16 protein-coding genes are annotated in these 17,514 nt (G+C 73.5%); 11 read left to right on the top strand and 5 right to left on the bottom strand.

Annotation, left to right across the window (positions count from 1 at the left end):
- Positions 1–13: 13 nt before the first annotated feature.
- The 4 genes from ACFHWU_RS10890 to ACFHWU_RS10875 are packed head-to-tail and all read right to left on the bottom strand — an operon-like array spanning position 14 to position 5,171.
- Complete coding sequence (locus ACFHWU_RS10890; RefSeq protein ID WP_416553290.1) at positions 14–766, bottom strand: SDR family NAD(P)-dependent oxidoreductase; 753 nt, start codon at positions 764–766, stop codon at positions 14–16.
- Complete coding sequence (locus ACFHWU_RS10885) at positions 759–2,387, bottom strand: phytoene desaturase family protein (protein WP_416553288.1); 1,629 nt, start codon at positions 2,385–2,387, stop codon at positions 759–761. The genes ACFHWU_RS10890 and ACFHWU_RS10885 overlap by 8 nt, the downstream gene beginning before the upstream one ends.
- Positions 2,374–3,861, bottom strand: a complete 1,488-nt coding sequence (locus ACFHWU_RS10880; RefSeq protein WP_416553286.1) for an aldehyde dehydrogenase family protein — start codon at positions 3,859–3,861, stop codon at positions 2,374–2,376. The genes ACFHWU_RS10885 and ACFHWU_RS10880 overlap by 14 nt, the downstream gene beginning before the upstream one ends.
- Positions 3,858–5,171, bottom strand: a complete 1,314-nt coding sequence (locus ACFHWU_RS10875; RefSeq protein ID WP_416590448.1) for an FAD-dependent monooxygenase — start codon at positions 5,169–5,171, stop codon at positions 3,858–3,860. The genes ACFHWU_RS10880 and ACFHWU_RS10875 overlap by 4 nt, the downstream gene beginning before the upstream one ends.
- Positions 5,172–5,358: 187 nt before the next feature.
- On the opposite strand from ACFHWU_RS10875, the gene ACFHWU_RS10870 reads away from it, so the two are divergent.
- The 11 genes from ACFHWU_RS10870 to ACFHWU_RS10820 all read left to right on the top strand — a co-directional run bounded on the left by ACFHWU_RS10870 (position 5,359) and on the right by ACFHWU_RS10820 (position 16,741).
- Positions 5,359–6,609: an acetyl-CoA C-acetyltransferase gene (locus tag ACFHWU_RS10870; RefSeq protein ID WP_416567703.1), complete on the top strand. Its 1,251-nt coding sequence runs from the start codon at positions 5,359–5,361 to the stop codon at positions 6,607–6,609.
- A gap of 97 nt (positions 6,610–6,706) precedes the next feature.
- Positions 6,707–7,564 carry a CoA transferase subunit A gene (locus tag ACFHWU_RS10865; RefSeq protein WP_416553282.1) on the top strand — a complete coding sequence of 286 codons (858 nt, stop codon included), beginning with the start codon at positions 6,707–6,709 and terminating at the stop codon, positions 7,562–7,564.
- Positions 7,561–8,325, top strand: a complete 765-nt coding sequence (locus ACFHWU_RS10860) for a CoA-transferase subunit beta (RefSeq protein ID WP_416553280.1) — start codon at positions 7,561–7,563, stop codon at positions 8,323–8,325. The genes ACFHWU_RS10865 and ACFHWU_RS10860 overlap by 4 nt, the downstream gene beginning before the upstream one ends.
- On the top strand, positions 8,322–9,440 hold the full coding sequence (locus ACFHWU_RS10855; protein ID WP_416553278.1) for an NAD(P)H-dependent flavin oxidoreductase: 1,119 nt from the start codon (positions 8,322–8,324) through the stop codon (positions 9,438–9,440). The genes ACFHWU_RS10860 and ACFHWU_RS10855 overlap by 4 nt, the downstream gene beginning before the upstream one ends.
- Positions 9,427–10,248, top strand: coding sequence for an SDR family oxidoreductase (locus tag ACFHWU_RS10850; protein ID WP_416553276.1), 822 nt, complete (start codon positions 9,427–9,429; stop codon positions 10,246–10,248). Before ACFHWU_RS10855 ends, ACFHWU_RS10850 begins: the two co-directional genes overlap by 14 nt.
- A 10-nt stretch (positions 10,249–10,258) precedes the next feature.
- The gene (locus tag ACFHWU_RS10845) at positions 10,259–11,086 is read left to right on the top strand and encodes an enoyl-CoA hydratase family protein (protein ID WP_416590447.1); all 828 of its coding nucleotides are present in this window, start codon (positions 10,259–10,261) and stop codon (positions 11,084–11,086) included.
- Between the two features lie 3 nt (positions 11,087–11,089).
- On the top strand, positions 11,090–12,229 hold the full coding sequence (locus ACFHWU_RS10840) for an acyl-CoA dehydrogenase family protein (RefSeq protein WP_416590445.1): 1,140 nt from the start codon (positions 11,090–11,092) through the stop codon (positions 12,227–12,229).
- Between the two features lie 12 nt (positions 12,230–12,241).
- A complete protein-coding gene (locus ACFHWU_RS10835; protein ID WP_416590443.1) occupies positions 12,242–13,288 on the top strand; it encodes an acyl-CoA dehydrogenase family protein in 1,047 nt (348 codons plus the stop codon).
- Entirely contained in the window at positions 13,285–14,184 is a 900-nt protein-coding gene (locus ACFHWU_RS10830) for an enoyl-CoA hydratase (protein ID WP_416590441.1), read from the top strand. Before ACFHWU_RS10835 ends, ACFHWU_RS10830 begins: the two co-directional genes overlap by 4 nt.
- Entirely contained in the window at positions 14,184–15,089 is a 906-nt protein-coding gene (locus tag ACFHWU_RS10825) for a TIGR03619 family F420-dependent LLM class oxidoreductase (RefSeq protein ID WP_416590439.1), read from the top strand. Before ACFHWU_RS10830 ends, ACFHWU_RS10825 begins: the two co-directional genes overlap by 1 nt.
- Positions 15,086–16,741 (top strand): class I adenylate-forming enzyme family protein, encoded by a 1,656-nt coding sequence (locus tag ACFHWU_RS10820; RefSeq protein ID WP_416567680.1) that lies wholly within the window; start codon positions 15,086–15,088, stop codon positions 16,739–16,741. The genes ACFHWU_RS10825 and ACFHWU_RS10820 overlap by 4 nt, the downstream gene beginning before the upstream one ends.
- A gap of 42 nt (positions 16,742–16,783) precedes the next feature.
- On the opposite strand, the gene ACFHWU_RS10815 is transcribed toward ACFHWU_RS10820, so the two are convergent.
- Positions 16,784–17,461: a cysteine hydrolase family protein gene (locus ACFHWU_RS10815; RefSeq protein WP_416553264.1), complete on the bottom strand. Its 678-nt coding sequence runs from the start codon at positions 17,459–17,461 to the stop codon at positions 16,784–16,786.
- Positions 17,462–17,514 lie beyond the last annotated feature (53 nt).

Raw genomic sequence — 17,514 nt, 5'->3', positions numbered from 1 at the left:
GATGTGGGAATCCTCAGTGGAACGCCGCGCCGCCGTCGACGTTGACCGTCTGTCCGGTGATGAAGTCGCTGTCCGGCCCGGCGAGGAAGGCGACCACGCCGACCAGGTCGGCCGGCACCTGCCGCCGTTTGATCGCCTGGCCGGCGACGATCGCCGCCTCCTGCTCCGGGGTGACGGTGGCCCGCGGGATCTCGGTACGGGTGGCGCCCGGGGTGACCGCGTTGACCCGTACCCCGGCCGGGCCCAGCTCGGTGGCCAGCGCCCGGGTCATCCCGATCAGCGCCGCCTTGGAGGTCACGTAGTGCAGGTAGTTCGGCCGGCCGATCCACACGGTGGCCGACGAGATGTTGACCACCTTGCCGTAGCCGGCCCGGCGCATCACCGGCGCGACCGCCCGGGTGCACAGGAACGGTCCGCGGACGTTGACCGCCATCACCCGGTCCCACTCGGCCGGGTCGATCTGGTCGAACGGCCGCATCGCCAGAGTCGAGAAGATCGCCGCGTTGTTGACCAGGACGTCGATCTCACCGAACGCGTCGGTGCCGCGCCGGACCATCGCCGCCACGCTGTCCGGGTCGGCGACGTCAACCTCGACGGCGAGCGCGCCGTCGCCGATCTCGGCGGCGACGGCACCGGCCGCCTCGGTGTTGCGGTCGGCCACCACCACCCGCGCCCCGTCGGCCGCCAGCCGGTGCGCGAAGGCCCGGCCGAGCCCTTGTCCGCCGCCGGTGACGATGGCCACCCGACCGGCCAGCCGGTCAGCCATCGCCGAGCCGGGACAGTTCGGTACGGGCGTCCATCGGCTGCCACCACGGTTCGACGCCCAGGTCGCGGGCGATCACCCCGGCGGCGATGTATCCGGCGCCGCCGCTGATCGCCCCGTTGGGGTGGCAGGCCGAGCCGGCCAGGTAGAGGTTCGGCAGCGGGGTGCGGTAGCCGAAGTGGTTGTGCAGCACCTGGTCGGCGCTGAGCGCCCCCATGAAGATGTCGCCGTGCCGCATGTTGATCAGTTCCTGCGCGTACTCGTACGCGGTGTAGGTGTACGAGCCCAGCACGGTGGCGTCGGTCAGGTTGGGCGCGTACTCCCGCCACCTGTCCATGATCGACGCGGCCATGTCGCCCTGCATGCGGCGCAGGTTCTCGTGGTCGCCGTCGGGTGCCCACGGCACCACGTGCCAGGCGTACGCGGTGTGTTTGCCCGGCGGCGCCTGACTCGGGTCGAGCACGCTCAGCGCCCCGGCACCGAACTGGACGTTGGCCGGCACCCGACCGTTGTCCACGTCGTCGTGCGCGGCCATCAGACTGGCGATGGTCTCCGAGCCGATGTTGTACTTCAGCGCCCCGTTCACGTGTGGGTCGAAGGCCGCCGAGGTGTACGCTGGAGCCTCGTCGAGCGCCAGGTGCAGGCCGAACAACGTCCAGCCGGTGTAGTGGAACTTGTCCAGCCGGGCCAGGTAGTCGGCGGGCAGTTGATCGCGGCCGACCAGCGTCTCCAGGGTCTGGTGCAGGTCCAGCGTGCTGGCCACGAACTGCCGGGCCCGCATCGAGCGCCCGTCGGCGAGTTCGATGCCGGTGGCCCGACCGCCCTCGACGACGATCCGCTCGACGTGCGCCTGGTTGACGAAGTGTCCGCCGGCGGCGATGAACTCCTCCATCAGCCCGCGGGCCAGATTCCAACTGCCGCCGGCGCACAGCTCGTAGCCGGTGGTCAGGTCGAAGGCGCGGATCAGCGAGCCGAGCGGGCTGTGCGTGCCGAGCGTCTCGTGCAGCACGGTGCCGAACAGCGACAGCTTGAACAGGAACAGCACCTTGACCCGCTCATCGGTGAACAGCTCCTCGACCACCTCACCGGGTTGCCGTCGGGTCAGCTCCATGAAGTCACGACCCAACGCGGTGCGGCCGAGCAGCTCGTCGCGGTCGGCCGGGCTCAGCGGCTCACTGAACCGCTCGCGCAGGAAGATTCGCTGGGTCATCTCCTCCGCCTTGGCGTTCCACTCCCGGAACGTGTCGGCGTCGGCCTTGCTGAACCGGCCGATGCTGGCGAGTGTCTCGTCGAGGTCGCGGGAGAAGACCAGCGCGCTGCCGTCGCGGTGCGGCTGGGCGAACTCGTACCGCGGCGTCAGGTAGCGCACCCGGGCGGACAGCCCCAGGTCACGGAACCACGGCGTCGAGGTGACGCTGAAGTGGTTGATCGAGTGCAGGTTGTGCTGGAAGCCGGGCAGGGTGCGTTCCTCGGTGCTCAGCCCGCCACCGTGGCGCAGCCGCCGCTCGACCAGGAGCACCCGCAGACCGGCCCGGGCCAGGTAGGTGCCGAGGATCAGGCCGTGCTGGCCGGCCCCGATGATGATGCCGTCGTAAGTGTCGGCCGGGTGGTCAGTGGTCGCCACGGTCGCCTCCTCGTGAGTCGTATGTCGGTCCCAGGTGGACGGTGACCGACTTGGGCTGGGTGAACGAGTGCAGTTCCTCGACGCTCTCCTCACTGCCGAGGCCGGAGTCCTTGACCCCGCCGAACGGCAGGCCGGCGAAGTGCCGGGACGCGGTGTTGATCCACACGTAGCCGGCGTCGACCGACCGGGCCCAGCGGTGCGCCCGACCGACGTCGCCGGTCCACACGCTGGCGGTCAGGCCGTACGGCGAGTCGTTGACCATCCGCAGCGCCTCCCGCTCGTCGTCGAACGGGGTGACGCAGAGCACCGGCCCGAAGATCTCCTCGCGGGCCAGCGGGTTGTCCGGCGGCACGTCGACGAAGACGGTCGGCTCCACGTACGCGCCGGGCCCGTCCGGCAGGCCACCGCCGGTGGCCACGGTCAGCCCGGTGTCGCGACCCTGGCGCAGGAAGCCGGCGATCCGGTCCCGGTGGGCGGCCGAGACCATGGTGCCCATCTCGGTGGCCGGATCCAGCGGGTCGCCGACCCGCACCGTGCGGGTGCCGGCCACCACCCGCTCGACCACCTCGTCGACGATCGACCGGTGCACCAGCAGCCGGGAAGTGGAGCCGCAGGACTGCCCGCCGGTCCAGTGAAAGTTCATCCCGGCGACCGCTCCGGCGCTGGCGGCGGCCACGTCGGCATCGGCCAGGATCACCATCGGGTTCTTGCCGCCCAGCTCCAACGACACCTGTTTGACGCCGTGCGCGGCGGCGGTGCGCAGCACCGCCTGGCCGGTGCCGGTACTGCCGGTGAACGCGATCCGCCGCACCAGCCGGTGGCCGACCAGCGCCGGCCCGACGGTGGCGCCGTCGCCGGTCAGCACCGCCAGCACCCCGGCCGGCAGCAGGTCGGCGACCAGTTCACCGAAGCGCAGCGCGGACAGCGGCGTCTGGTCGGGGGCCTTGAGTACCACCGAGTTGCCGGCCAGCAGCGGCGCCGCGACCCGGGAAGCGGCGAACATGACCGGGTGGTTGTACGGCACGATCCGGGCGACCACCCCGTACGGCCGTCGGGTGGTGTAGTGCAGATGGTCGTCGCCGCCGGGCAGGGTCCGGCCGCCCAGCTGGTCGGCCCAGTCGGCGAACCGGTCCAGCAGCTCGGCGGCGAGGTCGACGTCGGCGGTCATCGCGGTGACCGGGTTGCCGCCGTCGGCCGCGTCGAGGTGACCGAGTTCGGCGCGGTGTGCGCGCAGCACCTCGGCCATCGACCGTAGTACGGCGGCCCGTTGCCGGGGCGGGGTGGCCGCCCACTGCGGTTGTGCGGCGTGTGCCGCCCGTACGGCCAGGTCGACGTCGGCGACGGTGGCGGCGGGTGCCCGGCCGAGCACCGCGCCGGTGGCCGGTGACCGGGTCGGGGCCGCCCCGCCGTCGCCGGCCGGGACCAGCCGACCGTCGATCAGCAGCCGCCAGTCGCGTCCGGGGTCGGGGATCATTGCGCCTCGTCTCGGCTCGTCGTCGGGGTGGCGGTCGGCGCGTCCGGCGCCAGGTTCACGGTGGGGTTCGCGGAGGGACTCGCGGTGGGGGAGGAGCCGCGCTGGGCGGCGGTGTGGCCGAAGAGCCAGTCGGTGGACCGGTAGTCGGTTGGTCCACGGTGGGCCAGCGCGTCGTCGCGCAACGCGGCGGCGACGCCATCGACGTGCCAGATGTCGCCCCAGGTGCGGGCGTTGCGCTGCACCCGGGCGGTGCGGGGGGCCCGTTCGCGGACGAACTCCCGCAGCGCGAGGTGGACCGGCGCGTCGGCGTTGACCGGCCCGGCGGGCAGGTGCCGGGTGACGGCGGCGGCGAGCGCGGCGGCGTCCTCCAGCGCCTGGCAGGCGCCCTGGGCCAGGTACTGCAGCATCGGATGGGCGGCGTCGCCGAGCAGGGCGACCCGTCCGCCGTGCACCCAGTCGTCGATCGGCGTCCGGTCGTACATCGGCCACCGCTGGTCGGTCCGGATCGCCTGGACGGCGGTCCGCACGTGCGGGCAGGACCGGGAGAACGCCTCCTGCAGCTCAGCCGGGCCGCCCCAGTCCGGGTCGCCCTGCCGGTACCGTTCGCTGCGGAACACCGCGACCTGGTTGTAGTAGCTGCCGCCGCGCAGGGCGTACTGCACGAAGTGCATCCCGGGGCCGAGGAAGGCGACCACCTCGGACAGGTCGGCGGTCCGGCTGGCCTGTTCGATCGGGATCGCGCCCCGGTAGGCGACGTAGCCGCTGCATTCCGGCTCGTCGTCGCTGACCAGTGCGCGGAACCGGGAGTGCAGGCCGTCGGCGGCGACGAGCGCCCGGGCGCGGTAGCGCTGCCCGCCGGCGCAGTCGATCTCGACGGCGTCCGGGTCGGGCCGGATCGTGATCACCTCGCGGTCGGGTTCGAGTACCGCGCCGGCCTCGGCGGCCCCGGCGAGCAGCAGGTCGAGCAGGTCGCGGCGGTGTGCGACGACGTACGGGGCCAGGTAACGCTCGGTGAACGGCCCGGTGAGGTCGAGCCGGTTGAGTTCCCGTCCGGTGCGGGCGTCGGCGAGGACCAGGTGCCGGGGCGCCAGCCCGGCGGCGATCAACTGGTCGAGCAGGCCCCATTCGCGTAGCAGCCGGGTGGCGTTGGGGGCGAGCTGGATGCCGGCACCGACCTCGCCGAAGGCGGCGGCCCGTTCCAACACCCGGACCTGCCGCCCGGCGCGGGCCAGGGCGAGAGCGGTGCCGAGCCCGCCGATGCCGCCACCGACCACGATGAACTCATCGGTCTGCCCGTCGCTGGCCGTCAACGTGCCTCCTGGTGGGTGTGGGCCGGGCCGGTCTGCGGACGCAGGGCCGGCCGAGGTTGCCCGACGCTAACCCCGCTTCTGTTCAGAAGAATCCGCGTCGACCGGCCTTTCTGGTCAGCAGAACGACAGCCGTTGGCGGGCTGCCGGTCATACCGACCATGGCGAACCAAGCGCTTGTTAGGGTACGCTGCCCGCCATGTCGCCCCGAGACTCCGCCGCCCCGCAGGCCGTTATCGTCGCCGCCGCCCGCTCGCCGATCGGCCGGGCGCGTAAGGGCTCACTCGCCACGCTGCGCCCCGACGACCTCGCCGTGGACATCACTCGGGCCGCGCTGGCGCAGGTGCCCGCCCTGGACCCGGCGCAGGTGCAGGACGTCCTGCTCGGATGCGCCCAGCCGGCCGGCGAACACGGCCACAACCTGGCCCGGATGGTCGCCGTCGGGTTGGGCCTGGACGGCACCCCTGGCACCACCGTGCAGCGCTACTGCGCCTCGTCGGTGCAGACCACCCGGATGGCCTTCCACGCGATCCGGGCCGGGGAGGGCGACGTCTTCATCTCCGCCGGCGTGGAGATGGTCTCCCGGTACGACGCCGGAAAGTCGGACAATCTGCCGGGAACTCGTAACGAGCGGTACGCGGCCGCCGGTGTCCGCAGCGCGGCGCGCGCCGCCGGCGACGGTGGTCGGTGGCAGGACCCCCGGGACACCGGGGCGTTGCCGGATCCGTACATCGCGATGGGGGAGACCGCTGAGAACGTCGCGCAGCTGTACGGGGTGAGCCGGGCCGACCAGGACGAGTTCGCGGTGCGCAGTCAGAACCTGGCCGAGCAGGCGATCGCCGACGGCTTCTACGCCCGCGACATCACCCCGGTGATGTTGCCGGACGGCACCGTCGTCGACCGCGACGACGGCCCCCGCCCCGGGGTGCGGTTGGCGTCGGTGGCCGCGCTCAAGCCGGTGTTCCGCCCGGACGGCACGGTCACCGCCGGGAACTGCTGCCCGCTCAACGACGGCGCCGCCGCCCTGGTGGTGATGAGCGCCGCCCGGGCCGCCGAGCTGGCCGTCACCCCGCTGGCCCGGATCGTGGCCACCGGCGTCTCCGCGATCAGTCCGGAGATCATGGGCCTCGGCCCGGTGGAGGCGACCCGGCGGGCGTTGGGGCACGCCGGGCTGACCATCGGTGACATCGACCTGGTGGAGATCAACGAGGCTTTCGCCGCCCAGGTGCTGCCCTGCGTGCGGCTGCTCGGCATCGATCCTGACCGGGTGAACGTCAACGGCGGGGCGATCGCGGTAGGTCACCCGTTCGGGATGACCGGTGCCCGGATCACCGCCACCCTGATCCGGGCACTGCGCGAACGTGACCGGCAGTTCGGACTGGTCACCATGTGCGCCGCCGGGGGGCAGGGGATGGCGATGGTGATCGAGCGGGCGAGCTGAACCCGGGCTGGCCAACCAATCAAGCGCTTGGTACATTGCGGGTGCGCCGGTTCCGGCGTACCCGCACCCGTGACCAGCCAGGATCGAGTAGGTGGCGATGACCGACAAACGGATGACCGCCGAGCAGGTGGTGAGCGAACTGCGCTCCGGCATGACCATCGGCATCGGCGGCTGGGGCTCGCGCCGCAAGCCGATGTCCCTGGTCCGGGCGATCCTGCGGTCGGACCTCGACAATCTGACCGTCGTTACCTACGGCGGCCCCGACGCCGGCCTGCTGCTCGCCGCCGGCAAGGTCCGCCGGCTGGTGTACGGCTTCGTCTCCCTCGACTCGATCCCGCTGGAGCCGCACTTCCGGGCCGCCCGCCAGGCAGGCGCCGTCGAGGCCGTCGAATACGACGAGGGCATGCTCTACCTCGGCCTGTACGCCGCCGCCTGCCGGCTGCCGTTCCTGCCCACCCGGGTCGGACTCGGCTCCGACCTGATGCGGATCAACCCGGACCTGCGGACCGTGCGCTCGCCGTACGACAATGAGGAACTGCTCGCCGTGCCCGCGCTGCGGCTGGACGCCGCCCTGGTCCACCTGCACCGTGCCGACGTCCACGGCAACGCCCTCTGCCTCGGGCCCGACCCGTACTTCGACGACCTGTACTGCGCGGCCGCCGACCGCGCCTACGTCTCCTGCGAACAGGTCGTGCCGACCGAGCAGCTCACCCCGGCGTCGGCGGTGCTGGTGCGTCGCCACCAGGTCCGCGGCGTGGTCCCGGCCGCGCGCGGTGCCCACTTCACCTCGTGCGACCCGGACTACCCGCGCGACGAACCGTTCCAGCGGGAGTACGCCGTAGCGGCCGGCACCGAGCGGTGGGCCGCGTTCCGGGACCGCTACCTCGACACCGACGAGGCCGGCTACCAGCGGGCCGTCGCCGACCGCAACGAGTGGACGGAGGTAGCTCGGTGAGCGCGGCGGCCGAACCGACCCGCGCCGAGGTGTGTGCGGTCGCCTGCGCCGAGGCGTGGCGCGGCGACGGGGAGATCCTGGCCAGCCCGATCGGACTGGTGCCGACGATTGGCGCCCGCCTGGCCCGGGCCACCTTCTCCCCGGATCTGCTGCTCACCGACGGTGAGGCCGCGCTCGGCGTGGGCACCTGGCCGGTCGGCGGATCCCCGGCACAGACCGAGGGGGCACTGCCGTTCCGGCAGATCTTCGAGCTGATCTGGTCCGGCCGCCGGCACGTGATGATGGGACCGGGTCAGATCGACCGGTACGGCAACATCAACATCTCGGCGATCGGCGACTTCCACCGGCCGAAGGTGGCCCTGCTCGGAGTCCGGGGCGCACCGGGCAACACGGTCAGCCACCCGTGCAGCTACTGGGTGCCCCGGCACAGCCGCCGGACCTTCGTCGAGCAGGTCGACCTGGTCTGCGGCATCGGCTACGACCGGGCCGCGTCTGCCGGGCCGTCTGCGGCACGCTTCCACCAGTTGCGTCGGGTGGTGAGCGACCTCGGAGTCTTCGACTTCACCGGCCCGGACCACCGGATGCGACTGGTGTCGACGCATCCCGGCGTCACCGTCGAACAGGTCCACGAGGCGACCGGGTTCGAGCTGTGGACCGGCGGGGAGGTGCCGCAGACCCGGCTGCCGACGGCGCAGGAGCTGACCCTCATCCGTACCGTCATCGACCCGGCCGGCCACCGCGACACGGAGGTGCGGCGATGACCGACCGCCCGGAGCGGCCGGCCGCCGGACCGGCCCGGACCCACCCGGCGCTGCGTACCCCGATCTGCGAACTGTTCGGGGTGCGCTACCCGATCGTGCAGACCGGGATGGGCTTCGTCTCCGGCCCCCGGCTGGTCGCCGCCACCGCCGAGGCCGGCGGGCTGGGCATCCTCGCTGGCGCCACCCTCGACCTGCCCGACCTGGCCGCCGCGATAGCCGAGATCCGGCGGAACACCACGCGGCCGTTCGGGGTGAACGTGCGGGCCGACGCCGCCGACGCCGCGCAGCGGATCGACCTGCTGATCCGGGAGAACGTCCGGGTCGCCTCGTTCGCCCTGGCCCCGGAGCCGGAGCTGATCGCCCGGCTACGCGACGCCGGGGTACGGGTGGTGCCCTCGGTCGGTGCCCGCCGGCACGCCGAGAAGGTGGCTGCCTGGGGTGCCGACGCGGTCATCGTGCAGGGCGGCGAGGGCGGCGGCCACACCGGAGCGGTCCCGACCAGCCTGCTGCTGCCGCAGGTGGCCGACGCCGTCGACATCCCGGTGATCGGCGCCGGCGGGTTCTTCGACGGCCGAGGGCTGGTCGCCGCCCTCGCCTACGGCGCGGCCGGGGTGGCGATGGGCACCCGGTTCCTGCTAACCAGAGACAGCACGGTCAGCCCGCAGGTGCTGCGGCGCTACCTCGACGCCGGGCTGGACGGCACCGTGGTGACCCGGGCGCTCGACGGCGTGCCACAGCGGGTGCTGCGCACCAACTTCATCGACCGGCTGGAACGCGCCGGGCCGGCACGCCGGCTGGTCCGCTCGGTACGCAGCGCCGCCCGGTTCCGGCAGCTCACCGGAACCCCGTGGCGGCACCTGCTCGCCGAAGGCCGGGCGATGCGCCGCAACCGGGAGCTGACCTGGGGGCAGGTGCTGCTCGCCGCGAACACCCCGATGCTGCTGCGCGCCGCGATGGTGGACGGCCGGGCCGACCTCGGGGTGATGGCGACCGGGCAGGTGACCGGGCTCATCGACGACCTGCCCAGCTGCGCCGAGCTGATCGACCGGATCGTCGCCGAGGCGACGGCGGTGCTGGGCGGACTGCAGGAGGGACGAGCCGATGGCGACCGTTGAACCGCCGGCCGGGCGCGGTGCACCCGCCGGGCCGCAGCCACCCGTACCGCCGGCCGGGCACGGCCTGCTCGCCGGCCGGACCGTGCTGGTCACCGCCGCCGCCGGCACCGGCATCGGCGCGGCGACCGCCCGACGCTGCGCCGAGGAGGGTGCCCGGGTGGCGATCAGCGACCGGCACGAGACCCGGCTGCGGGCGACCGCCGATGAGCTCGCCGCCGCCACCGGTGTCGAACCCCTCGCCGTCGTCTGCGACGTGACCGTCGAATCGCAGGTACAGACCATGATCGACCAGGTCGTCGCCGGCTACGGCCAGCTCGACGTGCTGGTCAACAACGCCGGCCTGGGCGGCACCGCCCGGATCACCGAGATGACCGACGACCAGTGGCACCGGGTGCTGGACGTCACCCTCACCGGCACCTTCCGGTGCACCCGGGCCGCGCTGCGACACATGATGCCGCGCGGCAGCGGCGTGATCGTCAACAACGCCTCCGTACTCGGTTGGCGGGCCCAGCAGGGCCAGGCACACTACGCCGCCGCCAAGGCCGGGGTGATGGCGTTGACCCGGTGCAGCGCCGTCGAGGCCGCCGAGGCCGGGGTCCGGGTGAACGCCGTCGCGCCGAGCCTCGCCATGCACGCCAACCTGGCCAAGGTCACCGACGACGCCCTGCTGGCCGCGCTGGCCGACCGGGAGGCGTTCGGCCGGCCCGCCGAACCCTGGGAGGTGGCCAACGTGATCGTCTTCCTGGCCAGCGACTACGCCTCGTACCTGGTGGGCGAGGTGCTCTCGGTCAGCAGCCAACACCCGTGAGGACCCGACCATGACATCCACAGCGGACAGCACGATGGTCGTCGCGACCACCGGCGCCGACGGAGTGACCGAGATCGTGGTCGACCGGCCACCGGTCAACGCCCTGCCGGTCGCCGGCTGGTACCGCCTCGCCGAGGCGGTCACCGCCGCCGGTGCCGACCCGGCCACCCGGGCCGTGGTGCTGCGGGCGCAGGGCCGCGGCTTCAACGCCGGGGTCGACATCAAGCAGATCCAGGCGGATCCCGGCAACGACGCGCTGATCGGCGCCAACCGGGGCTGCTTCGCGGCGTTCGCCGCCGTCTACGACTGCCCGGTGCCGGTGGTCGCCGCCGTCCACGGTTTCTGCCTCGGCGGTGGCATCGGCCTGGTCGGCAACGCCGACATCATCGTGGCCAGCGACGACGCCACGTTCGGACTGCCCGAGGTGGACCGGGGCGCGCTCGGCGCCGCCACCCACCTGTCCCGCCTGGTGCCGCAGCACCGGGCCCGGGCGATGCTCTACACCTCCGCCTCCGCCACCGCCGCCGAGCTGCACGCCTACGGCTCGGTGCTGCGTGTGGTCCCGGCCGCCGACCTGCGGTCCGCCGCGCTGGAGGTCGCCCGGCAGATCGCCGCCAAGGACCCGGCGGTGATCCGGGCGGCCAAGGAGTCGCTCAACGGCATCGACCCGTGGGACGTCAAACGCAGCTACCGCTACGAGCAGGGCTTCACCTTCGAGTTGAACCTGTCCGGTGTCGCACACCGGGTCCGCGACGGCTTCGGCGACCGGCTCGACACCGGGCCGGCACAGCAACATGGTGACCGGCCGGGGTCGGCCGAACCGGGCCGGGAGGGCTGACCGATGGACCTGCGTCCGGACCCCGCCGACGAACAGTTCCGCGTCGAGGCCCGCGACTGGCTGCGCGCCCATCGGCCGGCCCGTCCACTGCCCTCCGGCGACACCCGCGCCGGCTTCGCCGCCCACCTGGAGTGGGAGCGCACGCTGCACGACGGCGGCTGGTCGGTGGTCTCCTGGCCGCGCCGCTACGGCGGCCGGGACGCCTCGCCCTGGCAGTGGCTGATCTTTGAGGAGGAGTACGCCGCCGCCGGCGCTCCGCAGCGGGTCACTCAGAACGGCATCTTCCTGCTCGCGCCGACCCTGTTCGAGTTCGGCACCGACGAGCAGCGGGACCGGATCCTCCCGGCGATGGCCGCCGCCGAGCAGTTGTGGTGCCAGGGCTGGTCCGAACCGGGAGCCGGCAGCGACCTGGCCGCGTTGACCAGCCGGGCGGTCCGCGACGACGCGGCCGGCGGGTGGCGGCTGACCGGGCACAAGACGTGGACCACCCGGGGCGCGTTCTGCACCCACCTCTTCGGCCTGTTCCGCACCGACCCGCAGCAGCAGCGGCACCGAGGGCTGACCTACCTCCTGGTGCCGCTGGACGCCCCCGGGGTGACCGTGCGGGGATTCGGCCGGTTCGACGGCGACGAGGGGTTCGCCGACGTCTACCTCGACGACGTGTTCGTCCCCGACGCCGACGTGATCGGCGAGGTCGGGGCCGGCTGGCGGGTGGCGATGGCCACCACCGGCTCCGAACGGGGCCTCACCCTGCGCCCGCCGGGCCGGTTCACCGCGGCCGCCGCCCGGCTGGTCCAGCTGGCCGGCGACCGGCCGGACCGGCTCACCGGCCGGCTGCGCGAGCAGGTGGTACGGGCCTGGCTCGGCGCCCGCGCCTACCAGCTGTTCACCCTGGCCCAGGTGACCCGGATGCTCGACGGTGACCCGCCGGGCGCGGCAGCCAGCCTCAACAAGATCCACTGGTCCGAGCTGGACATCGCGCTGCACCGTACCGCCCTCGACCTGCTCGGCCCGGAGGCCGAGGTCGACGCCGACTGGACCCGGGGCTTCCAGTTCTCCCTGGCCGGCCCGATCTACGCCGGCACCAACGAGATCCAACGCGGCATCGTCGCCGAGCGGCTGCTCGGCCTGCCCCGACGCTGAGGAGGAGACGGCATGCGGTTCGCCCTCACCGACGAGCAGGCCACGCTGCGCGACGCGGTCGACGACCTGCTCACCGCCGAATGCCCACCGGCGGTGGTCCGCGCCGGCTGGCCCGGCGGTGACCCCGCCCCGCTGGACCGGCTGTGGACCGCGCTCGCCGAGATGGGCCTGCTCGCCGCGGCGGTGCCCGACGCCGCTGGCGGGCTCGGACTGACCGAGGTGGACCTGGTGCCGCCGCTCACCGCCGCCGGGTACGCGGCGGTGCCGCTGCCGGTGGCCGAGACCGCCGCCGTCGCCGGCCCGTTGCTGGCCGCCGCCGGCGACCCCGGCGGGCAGCTGGCCGCGCTCGTCGAGGGCCGCTGCCGGATCGCCGTCGCCGGGCCGGGCGGCCTGGTCCCGTATGGGCAGCGGGCCGACCTGCTGCTGCTCCTGACCCCGCCGGACGGACCCCGACTGGTCCGACCGGACGGGGTCGCGGCCACGCCGGTGCCGACCATGGACGGCAGCCGGGCCGCGCTGCGGCTCACCGGGGACCCCGCCGTCGGGCCGTCGGCCGGAATCCGGCTCGACGTGCCGGCCAATCTGCTGGCGCTGACCGCCGACCGGGCCACCCTGGCCGCGTCGGCCCAGCTGGTCGGGCTGGGCCGGCGGATGCTCGACCTCACCGTCGGCCACGTCGGCACCCGCCGCCAGTTCGGCGCCCCGGTCGGCAGCTTTCAGGCGGTGCAGCACCAGCTCGCCGACGCCCTGCTCGGGCTGGAACTCGCCGCCCCGGCTGTGCTCGCCGCCGGCTGGGCGGCCGCTACCGGTGCCGACAGCCGTCCGGCCGACGTGTCGGCCGGCTACCTGCTCGCCGCCGACGCAGCCGAACGGACCGCCCGCGCCGCGCTGCAGTGCCACGGCGCGATCGGCTATACGACCGAGTACGACCTGCACCTGTACGCCAAGCGGGTGTGGGCGATCGTGGCAGCGACCGCCGGCACCGACTATCACCTCGACCGGCTCGGCACCGCGATCGGACTGCCCGCTGCCACCGCCGAGCAAGGAGGACGACCGTGACCGACGCCGCCGCGAGCCCGCCACCCGCCGACGACGCTACGGCCCACGACGACGAGGCGGTGGTCCGGTACGCCACCGACGGGCCGGTGGCGGTGGTCACCATGAATCGCCCCCGGTACGCCAACGCGCAGAACTCCGCGATGACCTACGCCCTCGACGACGCCTTCTCCCGGGCCGCCGCCGACGACGACGTACGGGTGGTGGTGCTGGCCGGTGCCGGCAAGCACTTCTCGGCCGGGCACGACATCGGCACACCCGGGCGCGACGCCGACCGCAGCTACCCGCGCCGGGCCGGGCTGTGGTGGGACCACGTCGGCAAGGCCGGCGCGGAAAGCCGGTTCGTCCGCGAGTCCGAGGTCTACCTCGGCATGTGCCGGCGCTGGCGGGAACTGCCCAAACCGACCATCGCCATGGTGCAGGGCGCCTGCATCGCCGGCGGCCTGATGCTCGCCTGGTGCTGTGACCTGATCGTCGCCGCTGACGACGCCCGGTTCGCCGATCCGGTCGTACGGATGGGCATTCCCGGCGTCGAGTACTTCGCCCACCCGTGGGTGATGGGACCCCGGTTCGCCAAGGAGTTTCTCTTCCTCGGCGAGCAGGTCGACGCGGACCGGGCGCTGGCCCTCGGCATGGTCAACCGGGTGGTGCCCCGGGCCGAGCTGCAGCCGTACACGATGGAGCTGGCCGGCCGGATCGCCACCATGCCCCGGCTCGGCCTGGCACTGACCAAGAAGGCGGTCAACCAGGCCGAGGACCTGATGGGTCTGCGCGCCGGGATGGACTCGGTGTTCGGTCTGCACCACGTGGCGCACGCGCACAACGCGGAGGTCGGTGACGATCCGCTGGCCGGCCACGACGCCCGTAGCATGCGCGAGCGGCCGGACGGTGCCGGCTGATGCGGTTCGACCTGCAGCTGTTCGGTCTGTCGGCCGCCGAGTACGCGCCGCTCGCGGTGCACGCCGAGCGGCTCGGCTTCCACACCGTCTGGCTGGCCGACCACGTGATCACCCCGGCAAGCTACGCGCCGACCTACCCGTACCGGTCCTCCGGCGACCCCGGCATCCGGCCGAGCACCCCGTTGGCCGACGTGACCGTGACGCTCGGCCACCTGGCCGCCCGGACCACCCGGATCCGGCTCGGTACCGGCGTGCTGATCGCCCCGCTACGGGATCCGTTCCACATCGCCCGTGCCTGGGCAAGTCTGCAGCAGTTGTCCGCCGGCCGGGCGGTGCTCGGCGTCGGGGTCGGCTGGATGGCCGAGGAGTTCGCCGCGCTCGGCGCCGACTTCGGCACCCGGGGCGCCCGCACCGACGAAATGCTGCGGGTGCTCGACCTGCTCTGGTCCGGCCGGCCGGTCGCCCACCACGGGCGGTTCTTCGACTTTCCGACCGTACACTTCGGTGCCGCGCCGCAACCGCCGGTGCCGGTGGTGGTCGGCGGGCACAGCCGGGCCGCGCTGCGTCGGGCGGCCCGGCACGGCGCCGGCTGGTTCGGGCCGGACGTCGACCTGGCCACCTCCGCCCGGCTGTGCGCTCGGATAACCGCGCTGCGGGAGCAGCTCGGCCGGGCCGACGACGACTTCACCCACCACGTCAGGCTTTCCGGTGAAATCGGCGTCGCTGCCGTCGAGGCGTACCGCGACGCCGGTCTCGACCACCTGGTCGTCGCGCCGTTCACCCGGCGGCCACCGGCGGCCACCCGGGCGGACCGGCTGGCCGCCCTCGACTCCGTCGCCGAGCGGCTCGCGCCGCTGTGGCCCGACCCGGCATCGACCGGCCACCCCACAGGAGAGAACGCATGACCGCAGCCGCCGGCCCGGGCGTCTTCGACCGGGCGACCATCGACGAGTACACCCGGGCCGGGCACTGGGACGACGACACCATCGCGTCGATGGTCGCCCGGCACGCCGCCGGCCGCCCGGACGACCCGGCGTTCTTCGCCACCGACGCCACCTTGAGCTGGTCGGCGTACGACACGCTGAGCACCCGGCTGGCCGGCGGCTACGTGCTGGGCGGCCTGCGGCCGGGGGAGCGGATCGCCACCCTGCTCACCAACGGCGCGCTGGTGCACGTCGCCTACCTCGCGGCGCAGAAGGCCGGCCTGGTGACGGTCGGCATCGGCCCCCGGGCCGGCGCGGCCGAGGTACGGCACCTCATCCGGCGTACCCGCGCGACCGCGCTGCTCACCCGGCCGGTGCACCGGGGCCGCGCCGCCGCTGACCTGGCCGCCGAGCTGCGCGCCGGTGAACCCCCGGCCGACCGGCCGGCGCACCTGACCGTGCACCTCACCGCGGCCGGCGAGGTCAACCTGCTGCGCGACGGTGAACCACTCCCGCTGCCCGACGTGGCCACGGCGGCCGCCGCCCTTGCCGGCCGCGGCCTCGGCGCCAACGACCTGTTCTTCCTCAACTCCACCTCGGGCACGACCGGCCTGCCCAAGTGCGTGATGCAGACGATGAACACCCGCAAGTACTTCGGGCCGCTCGCGGCCGAGGCCGCCCGGTTCGGTCCGGACGAGGTGTTCGCCAGTGCGCTGCCCGCACCGTACGGCTTCGGGCAGTGGAGCGGGCACGTGGTGCCGACCATGTACGGCTACCCGACGGTGCTGGCCGAGGAGTTCGACGCGGAGCAGACCTGGCAGCTGATCGAACGGCACCGGGTCACCGTGCTCGCCGCCGTGACCAGCCAGTTCGTGATGATGCTCAACGCCGGTGGGTACGCCGAGCGGGACGTGTCGTCGCTGCGGGTGCTGTTCACCGGCGGGGAGCGGGTGCCGGCGCAGCGAGCGGCGCGGTTCGAGGAGGAGACCGGCTGCGCCGTGCTGCAGTTCTACGGCTCCAACGAGGCCGGACCGATCAGTGTGACCCGGGTTGACGACTCCCGGGAGCACCGGCTGGGCACCGCCGGCCGGGTGATTCCGCAGATGCGGGTGCGGCTGTTCGACACCGACGGTGTCGACGTGACCGCGTCCGGCGGGCCGGGGCAGTGCGCCGCCCGGGGGCCCGGGCTGACTCCCGGCTACTACGACGATCCGGACGCCAACCGGCAACTGGTCAACCCGCAGGGCTGGATGCTCACCGGCGACCTGGTGCGGGTCGACCCGGCCGGCTATCTGACGGTCACCGGCCGGGTGGCGGACTTCATCATCCGGGGTGGACACAACATCAGCGTGCTGGCCGTCGAGGAGGCGGTCGGCGGCTGCGAGCGGGTTGCCCAGGTGGCGGTGGTGCCGGCCGCCGACGAGGTGCTCGGCGAGCGGGCCTGCGCGTACGTGGTGACCACCGACGGAGCCGAGCTGACCCTCGACGAGCTGCGGGCCGAGCTGGCCGCCCGGGGAGTCTCCAAGTACGAGTGGCCGGAACGGCTGGCAACCCTGGCCGAGCTGCCGCTGAGCGCGGGCGGCAAGGCGGACAAGGCCCGGTTGCGGGCCGACGCCGCGACCCGGTTCGGATGACGGGCCCACGCCGGCTCCCGGGACCCCGGGTGACCCGGCGGGTCAGGCGGTGGTCGGCCCGGTCCAGACCGCGACGACCTGATCGCTGGTGGTCCAGTCCTCCGGGGCGAGCAGGGCCCGGAACGCCGGTTCGCAGGCGGCGGTGAGCTCGGCGTTGTTGTTGGCGACGCAGTCGGCCGGCACGACGGTGAAGTAGTCCCGTTCGATCGCGTCGCGGACGGTGGACTCGACACATCCGGTGCCGGCGACACCGGTCACCACCAGGCTGCGGATGTCCCGGCTGCGGAGCAGGTTCTCCAGCTGGGTGCCGACGAACGCGCTGCGCCGCAGCTTCTCGAACACCACCTCGCCCGGCTGCGGGGCGAGCGCGTCCACGATCTCCCAACCCCAGGTGCCCCGCATGCAGTGCAGCGGTTCGAAGCCGTGCCGCAGGTTGTCGGCGAGCCAGACCGGTGAGGCCAGCGACCCGTCGGGATGCTGTACCACCCGGCAGTAGAGCACCGCGACGCCGGCCGTGCGGGCTGCGGCGGCGAGCCGGGCGATCGGCGTCACCACGCTCTGGAAGCCGGCCACCATCGCCGTGCCGAAGGCCTTCGCGCAGTATCCGTCGTCGTGGACGAAGTCGTTCTGCATGTCCACGATGAGCAGCGCCGTACGGGTCGGTTCGATCTTGAGTTCGAGGCGGTCGGGCAGGACGTGACCGAGGTAGCTGCGGGCCATCGGAGCTCCCGGGGGATCGACGGGTGCGCGGCGCCGGGGATCCCCCGCCGCCG

The organism is Micromonospora sp. LOL_015 (assembly GCF_048060275.1).
GTDB lineage: Bacteria > Actinomycetota > Actinomycetes > Mycobacteriales > Micromonosporaceae > Micromonospora_E.
Note: the sequence above shows the minus strand (reverse complement) of the source record. Positions and strands in the feature narration are given on the sequence as shown.

Excerpts from the sequence above, each read along its gene's own strand:
- ACFHWU_RS10815 (WP_416553264.1), bottom strand. The coding sequence starts at position 17,461 with ATGGCCCGCAGCTACCTCGGTCACGTCCTGCCCGACCGCCTCGAACTC.
- ACFHWU_RS10890 (WP_416553290.1), bottom strand. The coding sequence starts at position 766 with ATGGCTGACCGGCTGGCCGGTCGGGTGGCCATCGTCACCGGCGGCGGA.
- ACFHWU_RS10850 (WP_416553276.1), top strand. The coding sequence starts at position 9,427 with ATGGCGACCGTTGAACCGCCGGCCGGGCGCGGTGCACCCGCCGGGCCG.
- ACFHWU_RS10840 (WP_416590445.1), top strand. The coding sequence starts at position 11,090 with ATGGACCTGCGTCCGGACCCCGCCGACGAACAGTTCCGCGTCGAGGCC.
- ACFHWU_RS10865 (WP_416553282.1), top strand. The coding sequence starts at position 6,707 with ATGACCGACAAACGGATGACCGCCGAGCAGGTGGTGAGCGAACTGCGC.
- ACFHWU_RS10835 (WP_416590443.1), top strand. The coding sequence starts at position 12,242 with ATGCGGTTCGCCCTCACCGACGAGCAGGCCACGCTGCGCGACGCGGTC.
- ACFHWU_RS10825 (WP_416590439.1), top strand. The coding sequence starts at position 14,184 with ATGCGGTTCGACCTGCAGCTGTTCGGTCTGTCGGCCGCCGAGTACGCG.
- ACFHWU_RS10820 (WP_416567680.1), top strand. The coding sequence starts at position 15,086 with ATGACCGCAGCCGCCGGCCCGGGCGTCTTCGACCGGGCGACCATCGAC.
- ACFHWU_RS10855 (WP_416553278.1), top strand. The coding sequence starts at position 8,322 with ATGACCGACCGCCCGGAGCGGCCGGCCGCCGGACCGGCCCGGACCCAC.
- ACFHWU_RS10880 (WP_416553286.1), bottom strand. The coding sequence starts at position 3,861 with ATGATCCCCGACCCCGGACGCGACTGGCGGCTGCTGATCGACGGTCGG.
- ACFHWU_RS10845 (WP_416590447.1), top strand. The coding sequence starts at position 10,259 with ATGACATCCACAGCGGACAGCACGATGGTCGTCGCGACCACCGGCGCC.